Here is a 16,331-nt window from a genome sequence, read left to right on the forward strand (position 1 = left end):
GCCAATGTGATCGGCTCCGCCTTCACGGCCATCGCCCAGCACAACGACAACGTGACGGGGGCCTTCCACCACCTGTGGTGAGCGGGCCCGGCCGTGCGCCGCGGCGGCGCGGGGTGCGGGGGGTGCGGGGGGGGTGCGCCGCCGGCCGCGGGCACACGAGCGCGGCGGTCCGCGCGGGGTGCTCTCGCACCCGACGAGTGCTCCCACACCCTTCGCGCGGACCGCCGCTGTCACCACTCGGTCAGTCCCCCGGCCCCCCGGCCGGGACCGCTCACCACAGGTGGTGGAAGGCCACCGTCACGTTGTCGTTGTGCTGGTCGATGGCCGTGAAGGCGGAGCCGATCACATTGGCCGTGTTGTTCTGGTTCGACGCACCGGCACCGGTCGCCACCTGCTGCGTGGTGGTGGAGTTGCCGTAGTTGTTGTGCCCGACGCCGCTGCCGGCGAGGGTCGCCACGGTCGCGTTCGATCCGTCGTCCGCGACGCTGCCGTTGTCGGCCGAGGCGACCCCCGTGAACAGCGCGGCGGCGAGGGGGAGCGCGGCGAAAGCGGCGATGACGCGGGCGGTGCGGATGCTTGCCATGTCTTGTTCCTCCAGAGAACCAGATGTACAGCGGTTGCCGCGGATGCGGCGGGTCCTGCGGGCCCCGCGCCTGCGGTGGGACCACGGGACCGCATACTGCGGGATTCAGCGTGAACTTCGGCTTTTTCCGGGGCAGTTGGCCGACCGCCCCGGTTCTGCTCTCGACGTCGCGAGATCAGAATTGCCCACCGAATCCCCGGCGAACCAGACCGGAGGGATCTATTCCCTCGCAAGCGTGAGGACTTGTCGATAAACCCCTTTCCTGACCTCAAGGGGGCGTTCCGGTACGAGTCCGGACACCGGACCCCTGTGCGCGCAAGGGGTGAACCGTTCCGGCAGCCGACCGGCGCGCCGGGCGCACCCCGGCGCGTCGCACGGCCGCCGAGCGACCCGGACCCGAACAAGCAATCGAATCCCTCTTCCACTCGATCGAACGACTGTGCGAAAATGAACGCATGGCCACCACCGCCCGGCACGCCGCAACCCTGGCTCTCGCGCACGCGCTCTCCGCCGCCGAGCGCGGGCTGCCCGTCTTCCCCCTGTCCCCCGCCAAGCTCCCCGCCCTCCGCTCGCCCCACCGCGGCCAACCGGGGCACGTCAGCTGCCGCGGCGAATGCGGCCTGCCCGGTCACGGGGTGTACGACGCGACCACCGACCCCGTCGCCGTCCGCGCCCTCTTCGACGCGGCGCCCTGGGCCACGGGGTACGGGATCGCCTGCGGGCGGCCCCCGTACCACCTGATCGGCATCGACCTCGACATCAGCGGCCACGAGCCGGCCGCGGGCACCACGCCCGACTCCGTGGCGGCGCTCCAGCAGCTCGCGTTCGAACACCTCTTCACGCTGCCGGAGACGGTCACCGTCCTCACGCCGAGCGGCGGCCGGCACATCTGGCTCAGGGGCCCCGCCCACGTCGTCGTCCCCAACTCCGCCGGCCGCCTCGCGCCCGGCATCGACGTGCGGGGCAGCGGCGGCTATCTGGTCGGGCCTGGATCGGTCGCCACGCGCGGCGCGTACCGCCTCGCCCCCGGTACGGCCGACCTCAGCGCGCCCGCACCCTGCCCGCGCGCCCTGCTGCGCCTCCTCGCGCCCGCGGCGCACGCCGGGCACACCGCGCGCCCGGGACAGGGCCGCCCGGCCCGCCAGGGCGAGGGCCTGGTGCAGTTCGTCCTCGCCTCGCACGAGGGGCAGCGCAACACCCGCCTGTTCTGGGCCGCGTGCCGCGCGTACGAGCACGGCTTCGGGGAGGCGCTCGCCGACACCCTCGTCGAGGCCGCCCTCCACACCGGCCTCACCGAACGCGAGGCACGCGCCACGATCGCCTCGGCGCAGCGGCTGACGCGGGAGCGGTGAGGGCGGGACGCGGCCGCGTGCGCCCTGTGCACTCGCGGCCGCGTCCGCGGACGCCGTACCGGAACCCGTGCCCTGCCCCCCCTGACCCCCGACCCGCGTGCGTGACGGGGTTCAGGAGCTTCAGGAGCGGGGCGGCGTGTCCCCGCGGCCCGGTATGTGGCCCTTCTTGCCGTCCTCGGTCGTGGTCTCGGCCTCGATGCGCTCCTTGCGGACCGTGCCCTTGACCGTCTGCTGCTCGACCTTCTCCTCGGTCGTCAGCCGGACCCGCTCGACGGGCTCGGTGTGCATCTCCACCACCGGGCGCTCCTCGTGCAGCGTCACCACGTGGTCGGCCTCGGAGATGTCGTCGCCGTGCAGCGCCGCGTCACGGTTCTCCTCCGTGATGGGCTCCCGTACGACGCGCACCTCCTCGTGGCGCACGGGCACGGTCTGCTGCTGCTCCTCCGTCACCACGTACTTGTGGAGACGTGCCTGGCCCGCGTCGCGGCGCTCCGTGGTGACGTGCATCCGCTCCTCGGAGCGGGTCATCGCCACGTCCTCGGCCGCGGCGTCCCCGCGGCCCGCGCCCTCCTTGCCGAGGGCCGAGGTGCCGCCCGTACGCGACTGCCGCAGCGCGGCGCTGTCGCCCCGGGTGCCGGCGCCCACCGCGCCCGCGCCGCCCATCGCCGCCGCGCCGCCCCTGGCGTCGGGGCCGGCGTCGGTCGTGGCGTGCCTGCCGGCCTGCCGCTGGTCGCCCGCGCCGCCGCCGTCGAGGCCGTAGTACCGGTACAGCCGGTGCTCCTCCTGCTCGGAGAGGTGGCCGCCCGCGTCGATGTCCACGTTCGGCGCGTCCTTGACCTGGTCCCTGTCGTAGGGGACCTCCAGGTGGTCCTGCACCAGATTGGCGTCGTGCACGGGGATGAACGACTCGCTCGAACCGAACATCCCCGTCTTCACGGTGACCCACTCGGGATTCCCCGTGGCGTCGTCGTAGAAGACGTGCTTCGCACTACCGATCTTGTTCCCGTCGGCGTCGTAGACGGGGTGGTCCAGGACCGCGGGGATCTGTTCCTGTGTGATCATCGCGATTCCTCCTTGGTTCGCGGTTCGAGTACCGGGTATCCACATCGCGCCGCAAATACCACCAGAACCGAGTAAATCGCCATAAATCTCTCCCCGGCCTGGCCATACCTTGCAAGACCGCAGGTCAGAGAGGTGCTCCCGGAAGCGCCCCCACCACCCCCGTCCCCTCCCTCCCGGGGTCGGCCGCCCGATGTCACGGCCCGCCGACCGAAGTGTCACGGGCACGTCCCGGCGGGTCCTGCCCGTGAACCCGGCCGGTGCCGCGGGGATCGGAACAGTCGGAACAGCACACCGGCGGGGCCCCGCCGGGGCGTCACGGACCCGCCCGGCACACCGTCACGACCGGCCCCGAACTCACGGCCGACCTCACGACCGACCTCAGGGAGTAGCGATGCACATCAGGAAGATCTCGGCCCTCACGCTCGTCGCCCTGGCCGCCAGCGTCTCGCTCACCGCCTGCGGCGGCGGCTCCTCGACGAAGGCCGGCTCCGCGGCGGGCGACAGCGACTCGTCCGCGAGCGCGCCCGCCTCCTCCGCCGGCGTCTCGAGCGGCGCCGACGACTCCGCGAACGGCTCGGGCAGCGGCACGGCGAACGCGAGCACGCTCTCCGGCCACCCGGGCGCGGCGTCCGGCCCGGGCTCGCGCTCGGCGTCCGGTTCCGGCGCGGCCTCGGGCACGGCCTCCGGTTCCGCATCGGGCGGCACCTGCCGCACGGCGAACCTCGCCTTCTCCACCTCGGGCGCCATGGCGGAGGGCGAACTCCTGGTCAACCTGCGCAACACCGGCCCCTCGGCCTGCACCCTGCACGGCTTCCCCGGCGTGGACCTCAAGGGCCGCGACGGCACGATCAGCGCGTCCCGCAGCAGGGCCGCCGCGCCCTCGGTGAGCCTGGCCCCCGGCCAGGAGACCCGCTTCACCCTGCACTACCCGCCGAACCACTCCGGCGGTTCGGGCGTCACCTTCACCGCCCTGATCGTCACCCCGCCCGACGAGACCCACTCCCACACCCTGGCGCAGGCCATCAACATCCCCGTCACCGACGGCACCACCCCGGGCCCCGGCATCACGGTCGACCCGGTCGGCGCGGGCAAGTAACCCCACCCCACCGTGCGGCCCCACCCCCGGGGCCGCACGCCGTCCTTTCCCCGAGCCCAGTCCGCGCTCCCGCATACGGGAAGGGCACGGGCAGCCACCTACGGCCGCCAGAACAGGCCCTCCGAGCAGACACCCATAGACGCTTTAATACGATCAGCTGCATGCGGACCGCTTCTTTCGTCATGGTGCATGTCGGCCAGAGCATGGAATCCCAGCGCAACCTTTGCCACGGGATCAATACCCGGACCTGGGGATTCCCCGAATGGTCGGCTGAGTTCTCGTCCGCGCACGCTCAGTTCGCCATCCTGGCGATCGGGGCAGCCCCTCGTGTGCCTCTCGACGTCTGGGTCCACAAAATGATCACGGTCTGCCTCTTCGCGGTCCGCGAGGGCTTCTACCGAGGATCGGCGCTCCACTGGCCGGACGAGCAGACCGACGGCACGATCAAATACCCGGTGCGGTTCGGAATGGACCCGTTGGCCGTGCTTCACGATGTCCCCTTGAGCGAGGAGGGGCCGCTGGGTCTCGCCGGCAGTGACGCCGTACGGCGCTCCGGCCAGGACCGGGGCATCGGCAAGCTCTTGGACCTCGATCCGCAGCCGCTGCTGGACGCCGCGGGCATACCGGTGGACTGGGAAAAGCAGCAGGCAGTTCCGCTGAAGCTCACTCCTGGCTTCACGCCCGACCAGGTGGTCGCGCCCACGGCAAAGGAACACCGGCCCCGGGGTACCGGCTTCGTCTCCGACCCGAAGATACGCAAGGCCGTCGAACTGCACGCCGAAGACCTCGCCGTGGCCCACTACAAGGGCCAGGGCTGGACGGTCACACGCATGGGGCGGCCCTACGACCTCCACTGCACTCGCAAGAGCGAGGAAAGGCACGTCGAGGTGAAGGGGACGACGGGGGCGGCCGCAAGCGTGGACCTCACGATCAACGAGGTCCAGCACGCCAGGGATCCACGGCACACAGTGGACCTGTACGTGGTGAGCGATATCAAGGTGGACGTCCGCAACAAGTCGTACGCCACGCATGGAGGCCGGGTGCTGCACCTGCTGGACTGGTCTCCGGCAGACGGTGACCTGAGGCCCCGGAACCTCGACTACAGCCTGCCCCGCACACGGTGAACTGCCGTTTCCCGAGCCGGCGCGAGAACCCTCGCCCCCCCCACATCCAGTCAGCTCGTTTGGAGACGGCCGTGGCCCTTCTTCGTATGTCCGCACGTGCCCTGCAGGAACGTACCAGCGGCACCGCGCTGGTGGAGCGCCTCACTCGCAACTTCCGGTCGGCTCTACTGCAGGACCCCTCGGAACAGGAACGCAGATCCTGGCAGAACAGTCTGCCCGCCCTCGCCGAGGTACTCTGCGACGCCGGCCTCGATGAAGTCCAAGTCCTCATCGAGCACCAACTGCCCCTCAGCAGTCTGCGTGCGGATGTAGTACTTGCTGGTTCGCATCCCGAGACGGGCAGACCGTCCTACGTCGTCGTCGAGCTCAAGCAGTGGAGTGCGGCGAGGCTGGTGCCCGGCGCGGAGGACCAGTGCCTGGTCCCCAGAACGGGGAACCGGGCCAGGCCGCACCCCGTGGCCCAAGTGCGCAGGTACTGCGACTACCTGGCGAATTTCACTGCCGTCCTGGACGGCAGGCGAGACAGCATTACGGGACTTGCCTACCTGCACAATGCCGATAACCGGGACATCCTGGATCTGTTCGCACTGTCCGACGCCTCGGCCCACCTCTACTCCGCCACAACTCGCGGGGCGCTGATACAACACCTGCAGACTCTGCTTTCCCCGCTCGAAGGATCCCTCGAGGCCGACGCCCTTCTGGAAAGCCCTCACGCCCCGGCGCGCGAACTCATGGCAGCGGCGGCCGACGAGATCCTCTACGGCGACGAGTTCGTGCTCATGGACGAACAGCAGACAGCCGTGTCCCTGGTGAAGCGCGCCGCAGCGCTTTCAAGGACTCAGGATCAGAAAGAGGTGATCGTCGTGTCAGGCGGACCCGGTTCCGGGAAGAGCCTGATCGCGCTGCACTTGATGGGCCACCTCGCCAGAACCGGGCGGAAGGTCGTCCATGCCACCGGCTCGAGATCCTTCACCATGACGCTTCACCATGTAGTCGGCAAGAAGCGCCAGGACGTCGATGAACTCTTCCGGTACTTCCTCAACTTCGGAGCCGTCGACCGCAACGAGCTCGACGTGCTCATCTGCGACGAGGCTCATCGCATCCGGGACCACGCACGAGGACAGGGCTCTTCGGCGACCTACCGGCAGAGAAGGACCCAGGCCGAGGAGCTCATCGACGCGGCCAGAGTTCCCGTCTTCCTGTTGGACGAGCACCAAGTCGTGCGTCCCGGCGAGATGGGCAGTGTCGCGTCGATCACAGCAGCCGCGCAGCAACGAGGGTGTCTCGTCCGCCATGTCAGGTTGGACGAGCAGTTCCGTTGCGGCGGAAGCCGCGCCTACGAGCACTGGGTACGGCGCCTGTTGGGGATCGAACCCGGCGGTCCGGTGGTCTGGAAACCGGAACCGAACTTCGAGCTGCTGACAGCGGATTCGCCGCAGCAGATGGAGGACCACCTTCTCGCGCAGCAAGAAGCCCATCACACGGCGCGGATGACGGCAGGGTTCTGCTGGAAATGGAGCTATCCGCGCAGCGACGGCACTCTCGTCGACGACGTGGTCATCGGAAACTGGCGCCGGCCATGGAACGTCAGGGGCGACCGCCCGGTCAACGGAGCCCCGGCGTCGTCTCTCTGGGCCACCGAATCGGCCGGCTTCGGCCAGATCGGGTGCATTTACACTGCTCAAGGATTCGAGTACGCATGGAACGGCTTGATCCTCGGAGGAGATCTCGTCTGGCGCAACGGACGGTGGCAGGCCGTACGGGCAGAGTGCAAGGACGGCAGCATGGACAGCGCGGGGCCCGAAGAGTTCCTCCGTCTCACACTGAACAGGTACAAGGTGCTGCTGACCCGAGGCCTGGTCGGCACCGCACTCTTCTCCGTGGACCAGGAAACGCAAGCCTTGCTGCGTGAGTTGATACCGAGCAGGACTCCCGAGCCTCAACGAGCACCACGGGAACCTTGGCCAGGCGAGGGAAATAAGCCTCAGGCACACCCCTGATCCCACAGCGATGCAGGCGTCTTCCCCGAATCACCAGAATCAGCCCACCGCACCCGCCCCGCCGCGTCGAGGATCCCGAGCAACCCGCCCACCCCCCGGGGAGGGAGGGGGCGACCTCCGCGACAGCCGGCTGCTCGCCCTGAACGCGGTGAACTCCGGCTGGTTCACCGCGGACGTGGGCCTGCCCTACCGCGAGTGGCCCGGCCAGGCCGCCCACACGGACCCGGCAGAACGAGACGCCCGGATGGCCGTGGTGCAGGCGAGGCCGCGGGCCCTCGCGCACGTGCGATGGAACTACCCGGCGGCGCAGTCGGAGAAGTAATTTGCGTCCGGTACGAACGCTGACCCGACATCCACGAAGCGCTCCTCAAACTGGTCTGCCACCTCATCACCCATCGACAAAAGCAGCCCTTATATCAGCCGTTCTTACTGGGAAACTCTTAGATCAATTACGCTGGCGCTCGGCAGGCCGGCCAGCCGAGTCAAGCGCTCAAGCGCCCGCTCCAGGTCCCCCTGGGCCACTTCCCTCTCACCTTCCCGATGCATTGAAAGGAGGCGCAGAGCCTTCGCCTCAATCTTCATGTCAGCGCGGGCGACAAAGTCACTTCCGACCAAAAGCAGCATGGCGTAATATCCATATTTGCGCTTGGCCGCTGGCTTGTACGCTTCCAGAGAATGCTCAACGGAAAAGAGACGCCGCAGGCGCGGTCGATACCAGATGAGATTGTCGAATGGACCAATAAATTGCGCGTCAACGGGTGGGCAAGTTTCTTTTGGCGAGTCAGGCGTGAGCCATGCCGTCTCGTTCCACCCTTCGACGAGCACGGCCTCCAGAGGGGTGTCCGGCAAGGCGGCCAGGACGCGTTCTTTGCTGATACGCAGGTAGTCAGCGAGGTCGTCTGCAGTCGCCACCCCCAATACGGCTCCTGCTTTTGTCAGCAAGTGAGCGATCGCGGCCTGGTCTTCGATATCGTCCGTGAAGTGGTGCGGTGGAACGACTCTCTCAGCCATATCGAAACGACGTTGCCACCCCTCTCTTCGCACGCAGATGAGATCCCCGACCCACAGGAGATACTCAATGGCTGTCTTCGTGGGACCCCAGTCCCACCCTTGCCCCGCACGTTCATTTCCTCGCAATTCGCGCATGCTGAGCGGTCCGTTCTCCTCGACGGTCTTCAGCAGCCGCTTTTGCAAAGAATTATCTGGCCGCCAATCCAGGTTCGCTGATCGGGTGGATCGACGCCGGAAGGACCATAGAGGCCAATCCGCGATCGGCAGAAGAGACGCGGCGTGAGCCATGTATTCAAACGCGACGGGGGCACCCTGCCCCCACAGCTGGACATCGATCTCCTTGTGAGTAATTCCCGGAGCACGGGCACCCAGGGTGAGTTGGTGAGCTCGGCCTACCACGTTGATCGCATCGAGTTGGACCACGCCCAGGTGTTCCAGTGACTGCGTGACGGAGCGATTCCCGCAGCAGATGCCCGCGCCATGGATGGCAATCTGCCGCGCCTCCACAAGAGACAGATGCTCCTGCGGCCGACCAGACTGTCGCGTCATAGAAACTCCTGCGATAGAACCGGTTTCGATCTCAAAATGAAGTCCAGGTAGACAGATAGCCGGCAGCAGCCCAAAATCCAGCCGAACCGTTTTCCCCATTGAGATGCCGAGCATAGAGGCTTTCCGCGCCCATCGTGTTCATCTGCCCCTCGGCTGCAGCCGATACGAGCCGTACTGACCGGCCTCTCTGCAGCTACAGATCAGGATATTTCGTGCCCCATCCGTGCCCCATCGAGCGGGAAACACGGGGAAGGGGCGGGGGCCGGCGGGGCATCGCAAGCGCGACGGCCCCTGACCGACGTGCCTGGTCAGGGGCCGTTGAGCTGCGGTGGGTGTGGGATTTGAACCCACGGTGACATTGCTGCCACGACGGTTTTCAAGACCGTTCCCTTAGGCCGCTCGGGCAACCCACCTGGGCCCTCCGCCGTGGGCGGGTGGGGCAGGCGACAGCCTACCGGCTGGGTGGGGGTGGGGGTGGGTGGCGGTAGTTCTTACGGTTCCGTGAAGGGGGGGTTCTGCGGGGGGTTGTGGGGCTTCGGGCGCAGGTGGGCGGGCTAGCGTGAGGGCGTGCTCACCTTGGTGCTGATCGGACTTGTCGGCGGGTTCATCACGGGGATATCCCCGTGCGTCCTGCCTGTGCTGCCTGTCGTCTTCATGACGGGCGGCGTGCGGCGGCGGCCGTATCTCGTCGTCGTGGGGCTCGCGCTGAGCTTCAGCGTGTTCACGCTGCTCGGGACGCTGGTCGTCAGCGCCCTGCCCGTGCCGCAGGACATCATCCGCTGGGCGGGGCTCGTGGTGCTGCTCGTGCTGGGCGTCGCCATGATGTTCCCTGCCGTGCAGGACCTGCTGGAGCGGCCGTTCGCGCGGATCGGGCGGCGGCGGGTCGGCGGGGAGCGCGGGGACTTCGTGCTCGGGCTCGCGCTCGGCGCGGTGTACGTGCCGTGCGCGGGGCCGGTGCTCGCCGCGATCACCGTCGCGGGCGCCACGCACCGGATCGGTGTGGGCACGGTCGCGCTGACGCTGGCGTTCGCCGTGGGCACGGCCGCGCCGCTGCTGTTCTTCGCGCTCGCCGGGCGCGGTGTCGCCGAACGCGTGCGGGCCTTCAGGGAACGGCAGCGCGGGGTGCGGTTCGTGGCGGGCCTCGTGGTGATCGGGCTGGCGGTCGCGCTGACATTCAATGTGACGGACGTGCTCCAGCGCGCCGTCCCCGACTACACCTCGACGCTGAACCAGGCGCTCGACAAGAGCGGCGCCGTGGGCGCGCTCGGCTCCGAGCAGGCCGCGGGGCTCCAGCACTGCGCGCAGCTGCCGAGCCCGCAGCTCGCCGACTGCGGGAAGGCGCCCGCCATTTCGGGCATCCAGCAGTGGTTCGACACCCCGGGCGACAGGCCGCTCCCGGCGAGCGCGCTCAAGGGCAAGGTCGTGCTCGTCGACTTCTGGGCGTACTCCTGCATCAACTGCCAGCGCGCCATCCCGCACCTCAACGCCTGGAACCGCGCGTACGCGAAGGACGGCCTCGTCGTCGTCGGCGTGCACGCGCCCGAGTACGCCTTCGAGCACGTGCCGGCGAACGTGAAGGCCGGCGCCGAGCGGCTCCACATGACCTATCCGATCGCGCTGGACAACGACTTCACGACCTGGAACGCCTTCGGCAACGACTCCTGGCCCGCCGAGTACCTGATCGACGCGGAGGGGCAGGTGCGCCATGTGGCCGTCGGCGAGGGCGAGTACGACACCAGCGAGTCGCTGATCCGGCAGCTGCTGACGGCCGCGCGTCCGGGCGTGCACCTGCCGCCGCCTACGCATGTCGCCGACACCACGCCGACCGACGAGGGCCAGACGCCCGAGACGTATCTCGGCTCGGAGCGCGCCGGGTCGTTCGCGGGCGGTCGACTCCCCGACGGTGTCCACGAGTTCACCGTCCCGGGCACGCTGCCCGCGGACGCGTTCGCGCTCGGCGGCACCTGGTCCGTCGGCAAGGAGTCGCTGACCGCGCGCAAGGACGCGGACCTGCGGCTCGCGTACTCGGCCGACGACGTGTACCTGGACGTCGGCGGCACGGGCACGCTCACCGCTACGGTCGGCGGCAGGACCACCACGTACAAGGTCTCCGGCGCGCCGGACATCTACACCCTCGTCCACGGGGACAACCCGACGAGCGGCATCCTCGACGTGAAGCTCTCGCCCGGGCTCAGCGCGTACTCCTTCACCTTCGGGTGACGCCTGCCGGGCCACCCGCCCCTCGACGCGTCTGCCCCCGGTGCCTGTTCGGCGCCGGGGGCAGACGGGGAGCGTGCGGCGGGGGTCAGTTGCTGCTGTCGCCCTTGCGGGCGCCGAGGGTGACCTCGGCCGTGTGGCTCTGGCCGTCGCGCTGGTAGGTCAGGCTGACCTTGTCGTTGGGCTTGTGGGTCCAGATCTCGCTGATCAGGGTGGGACCGCTGTCGATCGGGGTGTCACCGAACTTCGTGATGACGTCGCCCGAGCGCAGGCCCGCCTTGGCGGCGGGGCCGTTCGGGGTGACGGCCTGGCTGCCGTTCACGCCCTGGGAGGCGATCACCGCGCCGTTGCCGCCCTGGTCGCCCTGCTGCTGGCTGTCGTCCATGGTGACCGTGGCGCCGATGATCGGGTAGACCGGCTGGCCCGTCTTGATCAGCTGCTGGGCGACGGTGGCCGCCTGGTTGATCGGGATGGCGAAGCCGAGGCCGACGGAGCCCGGCTGGCTGCTGCCGCCGCCGAGGCCGCCGCCACCGCCGCTGCCGCCCGGCTGGATCGCCGAGTTGATGCCGACGACGGCGCCGCGCGCATCGAGCAGCGGGCCGCCGGAGTTGCCCGGGTTGATGGACGCGTCGGTCTGCAGCGCGCTCATGTACGAGGTGCTGTTGCCGCTCTCGTCGCCCGAGACCACCGGGCGGTGCTCGGCGCTGATGATGCCGGTCGTCACCGTGTTGGACAGGCCGAAGGGGGCGCCGATCGCGATGGTCGAGTCGCCGACCTGGACCTTGTCGGAGTTGCCGAGCGGCAGGGGCTTGAGGCCCGAGGGGGCGTTCGTCAGCTTGATGACGGCGACGTCGTAGCCCTCGGCGCGGCCGACGACCTGGGCCGCGTACTTCTTGCCGTTGGAGAACGTCGCCGACAGCTTGCCGCCGCTCGCGGCCTCCGCGACCACGTGGTTGTTGGTCAGGATGTGGCCCTGCTTGTCGAAGACGAAGCCGGTGCCGGTGTCGCCGCTGCCGTTGCCGCTGGTGGCGTCGATGGTGACGACGCTGGGCAGCGAGGTGGCGGCGACCGCGGAGACCGAGCCGCCTGCCGCCTTGCCCTTGGGCAGGTCGGCGGCGGAGACCGTGGTGGAGCCGATGCCGCCGTCGTCGCCGCTCGACGCGGCCCAGTAGCCGATGCCGCCGCCGATGCCGCCCGCGACGAGCGCGGCGACGATGACGGCGGCGATCAGGCCGCCCTTTATCCGGCCGCCGCGCTCCGGGTGCTGCGCGCCCGGCGCGCCCCAGACGGGTCCGCCGGGGCCCTCGCCTGCGCCGCCGTAGCCCTGGCCGCCGTAGCCCTCGGAGGGCGCGCCGTACGCCGGGTACTGGGGCGGCGGCCAGCCGCCCGCAGGGGGGCCGCTCGGCGGGGGCGGGGTGGCGCCTGCGGCGTGGGCCGGATGGGCGGCGTGCGCGCCGTGGGTCGCCGCGTGGTGGTGCGGCGGCTGCTCGGGCGGCGGGGGCGCGCCGTACGGGGTGCGGTCGCGGGGGTCCGCGTGTCCTGAGGGGGCGGGCGCTGCGGCCGGGGTGCCGACCGGGAACGTGGACGGCTCGCCGGGGGCCGCGGCCGGGCGCTCGGGCGGCGCGGCATGCGGGGGCGCGCCCTCGGGAGCGGAGGTCCCCTCAGGAGCGGCGTCCGGCCCGGGAGGTACGGACTGGGTGGCGGGGCGCTCCGTGCCCTCGCCCGCAGTGCCCTCGTTCTCGGTGCTCACAGCTCTTCTACTCCTCGGTTCCACGGTTCCACGGCTGTCGTCGGCAAGCGTCCCGCTGTGCAAGTGTCGTGGTTAACCCTTACCCACGGCACGTCGGGCCACGGTAAGCGGGACCTGTGCATCATTTGGCCATCTTTTACTTCGGACAATCCGGGCGCATCCCGAGGCGGCCCGCCGGGATGCGCGCCGCTCCCCCGCCGACCGGCCGGAGAGGCCCGCCGTTCACCCGGCCGCCCCGCGGGGATGGGACCATGACGCCGTGACCCACGCACGTCAGCACAGCATTCAGGTCGTCGCCCACCGCGGGGCCTCCGAGGACGCGCCCGAGCACACGCTCGCCGCGTACGTGAAGGCCCTGGAGGACGGCGCCGACGCCCTGGAGTGCGACGTGCGGCTCACGGCCGACGGTCATCTCGTATGCGTGCACGACCGCCGGGTGAACCGTACCTCCAACGGCCGCGGCGCGGTGTCGGCGCTCGAACTCGCGGATCTCGCCGCGCTCGACTTCGGCGGGTGGAAGAACAGCCCGGCGTACGCGGAGAGCGAGGAGGGGCCGGAGTGGCGCGATCCCGGGTACACCTCGGTGCTGACGCTGGAGCGGCTGCTCGAACTGGTGCGGGACGCGGGCAGGCCGGTGCAGCTCGCCGTGGAGACCAAGCACCCGACCCGTTGGGCGGGGCAGGTGGAGGAGCGGCTGGTCGAGACGCTGCGCAGGTTCGGCCTCGCGGAGCCCGCGGGGCCGGGGGAGCCGACGGTGCGCGTCATGAGCTTCTCCGCGCGCTCGCTGCACCGCGTCGCGCGGGCGGCGCCGCAGCTGCCGACGGTCTATCTGATGCAGTACGTCTCGCCGCGGCTGCGGGACGGGCGGCTGCCTGCGGGCGCGCGGATCGCGGGGCCCGGGGTGCGGATCGTCCGCAGCCACCCGGGGTACGTCGCCCGGCTGCGCCGCGCGGGGCACCGGGTGCACGTGTGGACGGTGGACGAGCCGGAGGACGTCGAGCTGTGCGTACGGCTCGGGGTCGACGCGATCATCACGAACAGGCCGAAACAAGTCCTCTCCCAACTCGGTCGTACTTGATGAAAACGTGGCATATCCGGAGGAACCGCCACAGGTCGCACCTGAACCGTTCGGCGGGGAGTGCACCGGCGCGCTCGCTGCGTGTCCGAATGTCACGAGTGCGTCAAAGGCTGGTTGGTGGCCGGTTTCCGGTCCAGGCCATTGGGGCATCCACACCGTGGCTTGGGCGAAGGAGGTCTCGGGGGTGGCGATTTTGGTGGCACAGGAAGCGCCTGCGTCGTCGAGCGTGGCCGTGGCCCACGGTCCGGCCGGCGTCGGCGAGGCACGGCACAGGATGCGCGCGCAGCTCAGCCGCAGCGGCGTTTCGGACACGGTCGTCGAGGACGCCGAGCTGGTCCTCTCCGAGCTGTTGAGCAACGCCTGCAGGTACGCGAGGCCGCTGCGGCGCGCGGGCCGCGGCGACGCGGATCCGGACGGCGGCATAAGAGCGGCGTGGAGCGTCGACCCAGCGGGCGGCCTGACGGTCGAGGTGACCGACGGCGGGGGCCCCACGAGGCCCGCGCCCGCGCGGCCGTCCCTGACGGCGCGCGGCGGCCGCGGACTCACCATCATCTCGGCGCTCGCGAAGGACTGGGGCATCCGCGACAGCGCCTCAGGCGAGGTCACCGTCTGGGCCCACCTCTCTGCCCCTGACCCGGCCCACTGACCCACCGGCCACGCGGCGGCCGGCCCGTGGCCCCTCGGCCGCGCGGCGCACTGGCCCGTGACCCACTGGTTCCTCCGGCTCCCCCGGCAGTGTGGCCGCTCGGCCTGAAGGCCCCGGCTCTGTGACACGGCCCGTGCCCCTCGGCCGCTGTCCCCGCCCCCTGGGCCCACTGGCCCGGCTCCCCGGGCCCGCTTGGCCCGCGAGGCCACTCGGCCCGTAACCCGCCGGCCCCCGGCTCCCCGGCTCCCCGGCTCCCCGGCTCCCCGGCAGCGTGGCGAAGGCCCAGCCCTGTGGTCCGGCCCGCGCCCTCTCGCCCTCTGGCCGTGTGGCCACGCCCCCCGTGCCCCCTGGCCGCTCGGCCCGTGTCCCCCTTGGGCGCGCGGCGCCCTGCCCATGGCTCCGCCGGCCGCGTCCGGCCCCCGGCGGCGTGGCCTCTGGCCCCGTAGGCCCCGGCCCGTGGCCTACGGGCCGGGGGGCCCTGTAGCCCGGCCCCGTGGGCCCTGACGCCGCGGCAAATGGCCGTGAGCCGACCGCGGCGCCCGCGCCCTCCCGGGCCCCCCACCGCCTGGCCGCGTGCCGCGCCCACGCGCCGCGTTCGCGCACGCGCACCGGGCCCCGCCCGCCGCCCGCGCGGGCGGCGCGCCCACGCGCCGAGGGCCACGCACGGGCAGCACGCGCACAGGGCCGGGCGCCGCGAGGCGCGGGTGTGCGCTTCCGCGGGGGCGCGGTTCGGGCGGGGCGCAGGGGCTAGGCTCGCCGTCTGCATGCGCGCACGACGCATCGCCGCAGCGACCGGGAGACACCCCACGATGGCCAAGAAGCAGAAGAAGGCGCAGCTCACGGATGGACCGATCCCGGTGGTCGGGGCCCGGGAGCCCTGCCCGTGCGGTTCGGGCCGCCGCTACAAGGCGTGCCACGGACGCGCCGCGGCGCACGCGGTGACGGAGCTCGTGCATCGCCCGTTCGAGGGGCTCGCCGGGGAGCCGCACTGGGTGGCGATGCGGGAGCTGGTGCCCGCGGCGACGGCCGCGCTGACGCTCAAGGACGGGCTGCCCGAGGGCGTGCCGTCGGTGACGCTGGCGACGGTGCTGCCGATGGCCTGGCCCGCGCTGCGCCGCGACGACGACTCCGTGCTGCTCGCGCTGCAGAACGACACGGCCTCCGGGGACCTCAGCCGCGACCTCGCCGACACCCTGGTGCGCGCCCTGACGGCGGAGCCGGGCAACCCGGTGCCCGCGCGCCGGGTCGAGGGCGAGGGGCCGAGGCTCCAGGACCTGCTCGACCTCTCCGCGGACTTCGCGCCGGTCGTGCACCCGGGCTTCGAGTTCTGGGTGCCGGACGCGGAGAACGCGTCGCCCGAGGTCGCCGCGTCGCTGGAGCGGGCGAACGCCGCGGCGATCCCGACCGTGCTGCTGTCCGGCGCCGACGCGGCGTACTGGTGCGAGACACCGGAGAAGAACCACCTGCGGTGGGTGATGCCGCACGCCGAGGAGGCGCTGCTCGACGCGCTGGCGAGGCTGCACGCGGCGGGCGAGTCCTCGCTCGGCGAGGGCACCAGGCTAGTGGGCTCCTTCCGCGCCCACGGCCTCACCGTGCCGGTGTGGGACCTGCCGAGCGCGATGGGCGCCGAGGAGTGCGAGAAGCCGGCGGCCGCGTTCGCCGAGCGGCTCGCCTCGGCGCTCGCCGAGACGGCCCCGCTGACGGCGGAACAGCGCAGGGCGCGCGGCGGCCTGACGAACCGCCAGGTGACGCTGAGCTGACGGAGAGCGACGACGACGGGCCCGAGCGGCGGATCCGAAGTGATACCCGTCACACGGTTTTGCCGTGAGGCCCGTACTTCCGGGTAATGAGCGGCCCGAAATC

General features: G+C 71.0%; 11 protein-coding genes, 1 tRNA gene and 2 pseudogenes. 9 read left to right on the top strand and 5 right to left on the bottom strand.

The window, feature by feature from the left end; all coding sequences use genetic code 11:
* Positions 1-271: 271 nt before the first annotated feature.
* Positions 272-583 (bottom strand): hypothetical protein, encoded by a 312-nt coding sequence (locus tag AB0910_RS19880; RefSeq protein WP_366745914.1) that lies wholly within the window; start codon positions 581-583, stop codon positions 272-274.
* 455 nt (positions 584-1,038) lie between these two features.
* Between AB0910_RS19880 and AB0910_RS19885 the strand changes: the two genes are divergently transcribed.
* Positions 1,039-1,935, top strand: a complete 897-nt coding sequence (locus AB0910_RS19885; RefSeq protein ID WP_366745915.1) for a bifunctional DNA primase/polymerase — start codon at positions 1,039-1,041, stop codon at positions 1,933-1,935.
* A 120-nt stretch (positions 1,936-2,055) separates the two neighbouring features.
* Here AB0910_RS19885 and AB0910_RS19890 read toward each other — a convergent pair whose 3' ends face one another.
* Entirely contained in the window at positions 2,056-2,997 is a 942-nt protein-coding gene (locus tag AB0910_RS19890) for a PRC and DUF2382 domain-containing protein (RefSeq protein WP_366745916.1), read from the bottom strand.
* Positions 2,998-3,388: 391 nt separating this feature from the next.
* Here AB0910_RS19890 and AB0910_RS19895 point away from each other — a divergent pair, with 391 nt between their 5' ends.
* From AB0910_RS19895 to AB0910_RS19910, 4 genes and pseudogenes are all read left to right on the top strand, one after another.
* A complete protein-coding gene (locus tag AB0910_RS19895; protein ID WP_366745917.1) occupies positions 3,389-4,093 on the top strand; it encodes a DUF4232 domain-containing protein in 705 nt (234 codons plus the stop codon).
* Between the two features lie 161 nt (positions 4,094-4,254).
* Positions 4,255-5,217 (top strand): DUF3883 domain-containing protein, encoded by a 963-nt coding sequence (locus AB0910_RS19900; RefSeq protein WP_366745918.1) that lies wholly within the window; start codon positions 4,255-4,257, stop codon positions 5,215-5,217.
* Positions 5,218-5,303: 86 nt separating this feature from the next.
* The gene (locus tag AB0910_RS19905) at positions 5,304-7,217 is read left to right on the top strand and encodes a DUF2075 domain-containing protein (protein WP_366745919.1); all 1,914 of its coding nucleotides are present in this window, start codon (positions 5,304-5,306) and stop codon (positions 7,215-7,217) included.
* 130 nt (positions 7,218-7,347) lie between these two features.
* Positions 7,348-7,539 (top strand): annotated as a pseudogene (locus tag AB0910_RS19910) (glycosyltransferase family 2 protein); the annotation flags it as partial.
* Between the two features lie 104 nt (positions 7,540-7,643).
* Here the strand turns inward: AB0910_RS19910 and AB0910_RS19915 are convergent.
* Together AB0910_RS19915 and AB0910_RS19920 are read right to left on the bottom strand one after the other, a co-directional pair.
* Positions 7,644-8,891: a crosslink repair DNA glycosylase YcaQ family protein gene (locus AB0910_RS19915; RefSeq protein WP_366745920.1), complete on the bottom strand. Its 1,248-nt coding sequence runs from the start codon at positions 8,889-8,891 to the stop codon at positions 7,644-7,646.
* 212 nt (positions 8,892-9,103) lie between these two features.
* Positions 9,104-9,190: transfer RNA gene (locus tag AB0910_RS19920), tRNA-Ser, on the bottom strand.
* A gap of 154 nt (positions 9,191-9,344) precedes the next feature.
* Between AB0910_RS19920 and AB0910_RS19925 the strand changes: the two genes are divergently transcribed.
* Positions 9,345-10,997: a cytochrome c biogenesis protein CcdA gene (locus tag AB0910_RS19925; protein ID WP_366745921.1), complete on the top strand. Its 1,653-nt coding sequence runs from the start codon at positions 9,345-9,347 to the stop codon at positions 10,995-10,997.
* Between the two features lie 85 nt (positions 10,998-11,082).
* On the opposite strand, the gene AB0910_RS19930 is transcribed toward AB0910_RS19925, so the two are convergent.
* Positions 11,083-12,744 (bottom strand): trypsin-like peptidase domain-containing protein, encoded by a 1,662-nt coding sequence (locus AB0910_RS19930; protein ID WP_366745922.1) that lies wholly within the window; start codon positions 12,742-12,744, stop codon positions 11,083-11,085.
* Between the two features lie 259 nt (positions 12,745-13,003).
* Here AB0910_RS19930 and AB0910_RS19935 point away from each other — a divergent pair, with 259 nt between their 5' ends.
* From AB0910_RS19935 to AB0910_RS19945, 3 genes and pseudogenes are all read left to right on the top strand, one after another.
* Positions 13,004-13,822 (top strand): glycerophosphodiester phosphodiesterase, encoded by an 819-nt coding sequence (locus AB0910_RS19935; protein ID WP_366745923.1) that lies wholly within the window; start codon positions 13,004-13,006, stop codon positions 13,820-13,822.
* Between the two features lie 89 nt (positions 13,823-13,911).
* A pseudogene (locus AB0910_RS19940) lies at positions 13,912-14,435 on the top strand (ATP-binding protein); the annotation flags it as partial.
* 842 nt (positions 14,436-15,277) lie between these two features.
* The gene (locus AB0910_RS19945) at positions 15,278-16,228 is read left to right on the top strand and encodes a DUF5926 family protein (RefSeq protein WP_366746006.1); all 951 of its coding nucleotides are present in this window, start codon (positions 15,278-15,280) and stop codon (positions 16,226-16,228) included.
* Positions 16,229-16,331 lie beyond the last annotated feature (103 nt).

The organism is Streptomyces sp. NPDC047002, assembly GCF_040704505.1.
Lineage (GTDB): Bacteria > Actinomycetota > Actinomycetes > Streptomycetales > Streptomycetaceae > Streptomyces.

What these genes read in the sequence shown, in the direction of transcription:
- AB0910_RS19880 (WP_366745914.1), bottom strand. Translation starts at nt 583, where the DNA reads ATGGCAAGCATCCGCACCGCCCGCGTCATCGCCGCTTTCGCCGCGCTC.
- AB0910_RS19885 (WP_366745915.1), top strand. Translation starts at nt 1,039, where the DNA reads ATGGCCACCACCGCCCGGCACGCCGCAACCCTGGCTCTCGCGCACGCG.
- AB0910_RS19890 (WP_366745916.1), bottom strand. Translation starts at nt 2,997, where the DNA reads ATGATCACACAGGAACAGATCCCCGCGGTCCTGGACCACCCCGTCTAC.
- AB0910_RS19895 (WP_366745917.1), top strand. Translation starts at nt 3,389, where the DNA reads ATGCACATCAGGAAGATCTCGGCCCTCACGCTCGTCGCCCTGGCCGCC.
- AB0910_RS19900 (WP_366745918.1), top strand. Translation starts at nt 4,255, where the DNA reads ATGCGGACCGCTTCTTTCGTCATGGTGCATGTCGGCCAGAGCATGGAA.
- AB0910_RS19905 (WP_366745919.1), top strand. Translation starts at nt 5,304, where the DNA reads ATGTCCGCACGTGCCCTGCAGGAACGTACCAGCGGCACCGCGCTGGTG.
- AB0910_RS19915 (WP_366745920.1), bottom strand. Translation starts at nt 8,891, where the DNA reads ATGCTCGGCATCTCAATGGGGAAAACGGTTCGGCTGGATTTTGGGCTG.
- AB0910_RS19945 (WP_366746006.1), top strand. Translation starts at nt 15,278, where the DNA reads ATGGCCAAGAAGCAGAAGAAGGCGCAGCTCACGGATGGACCGATCCCG.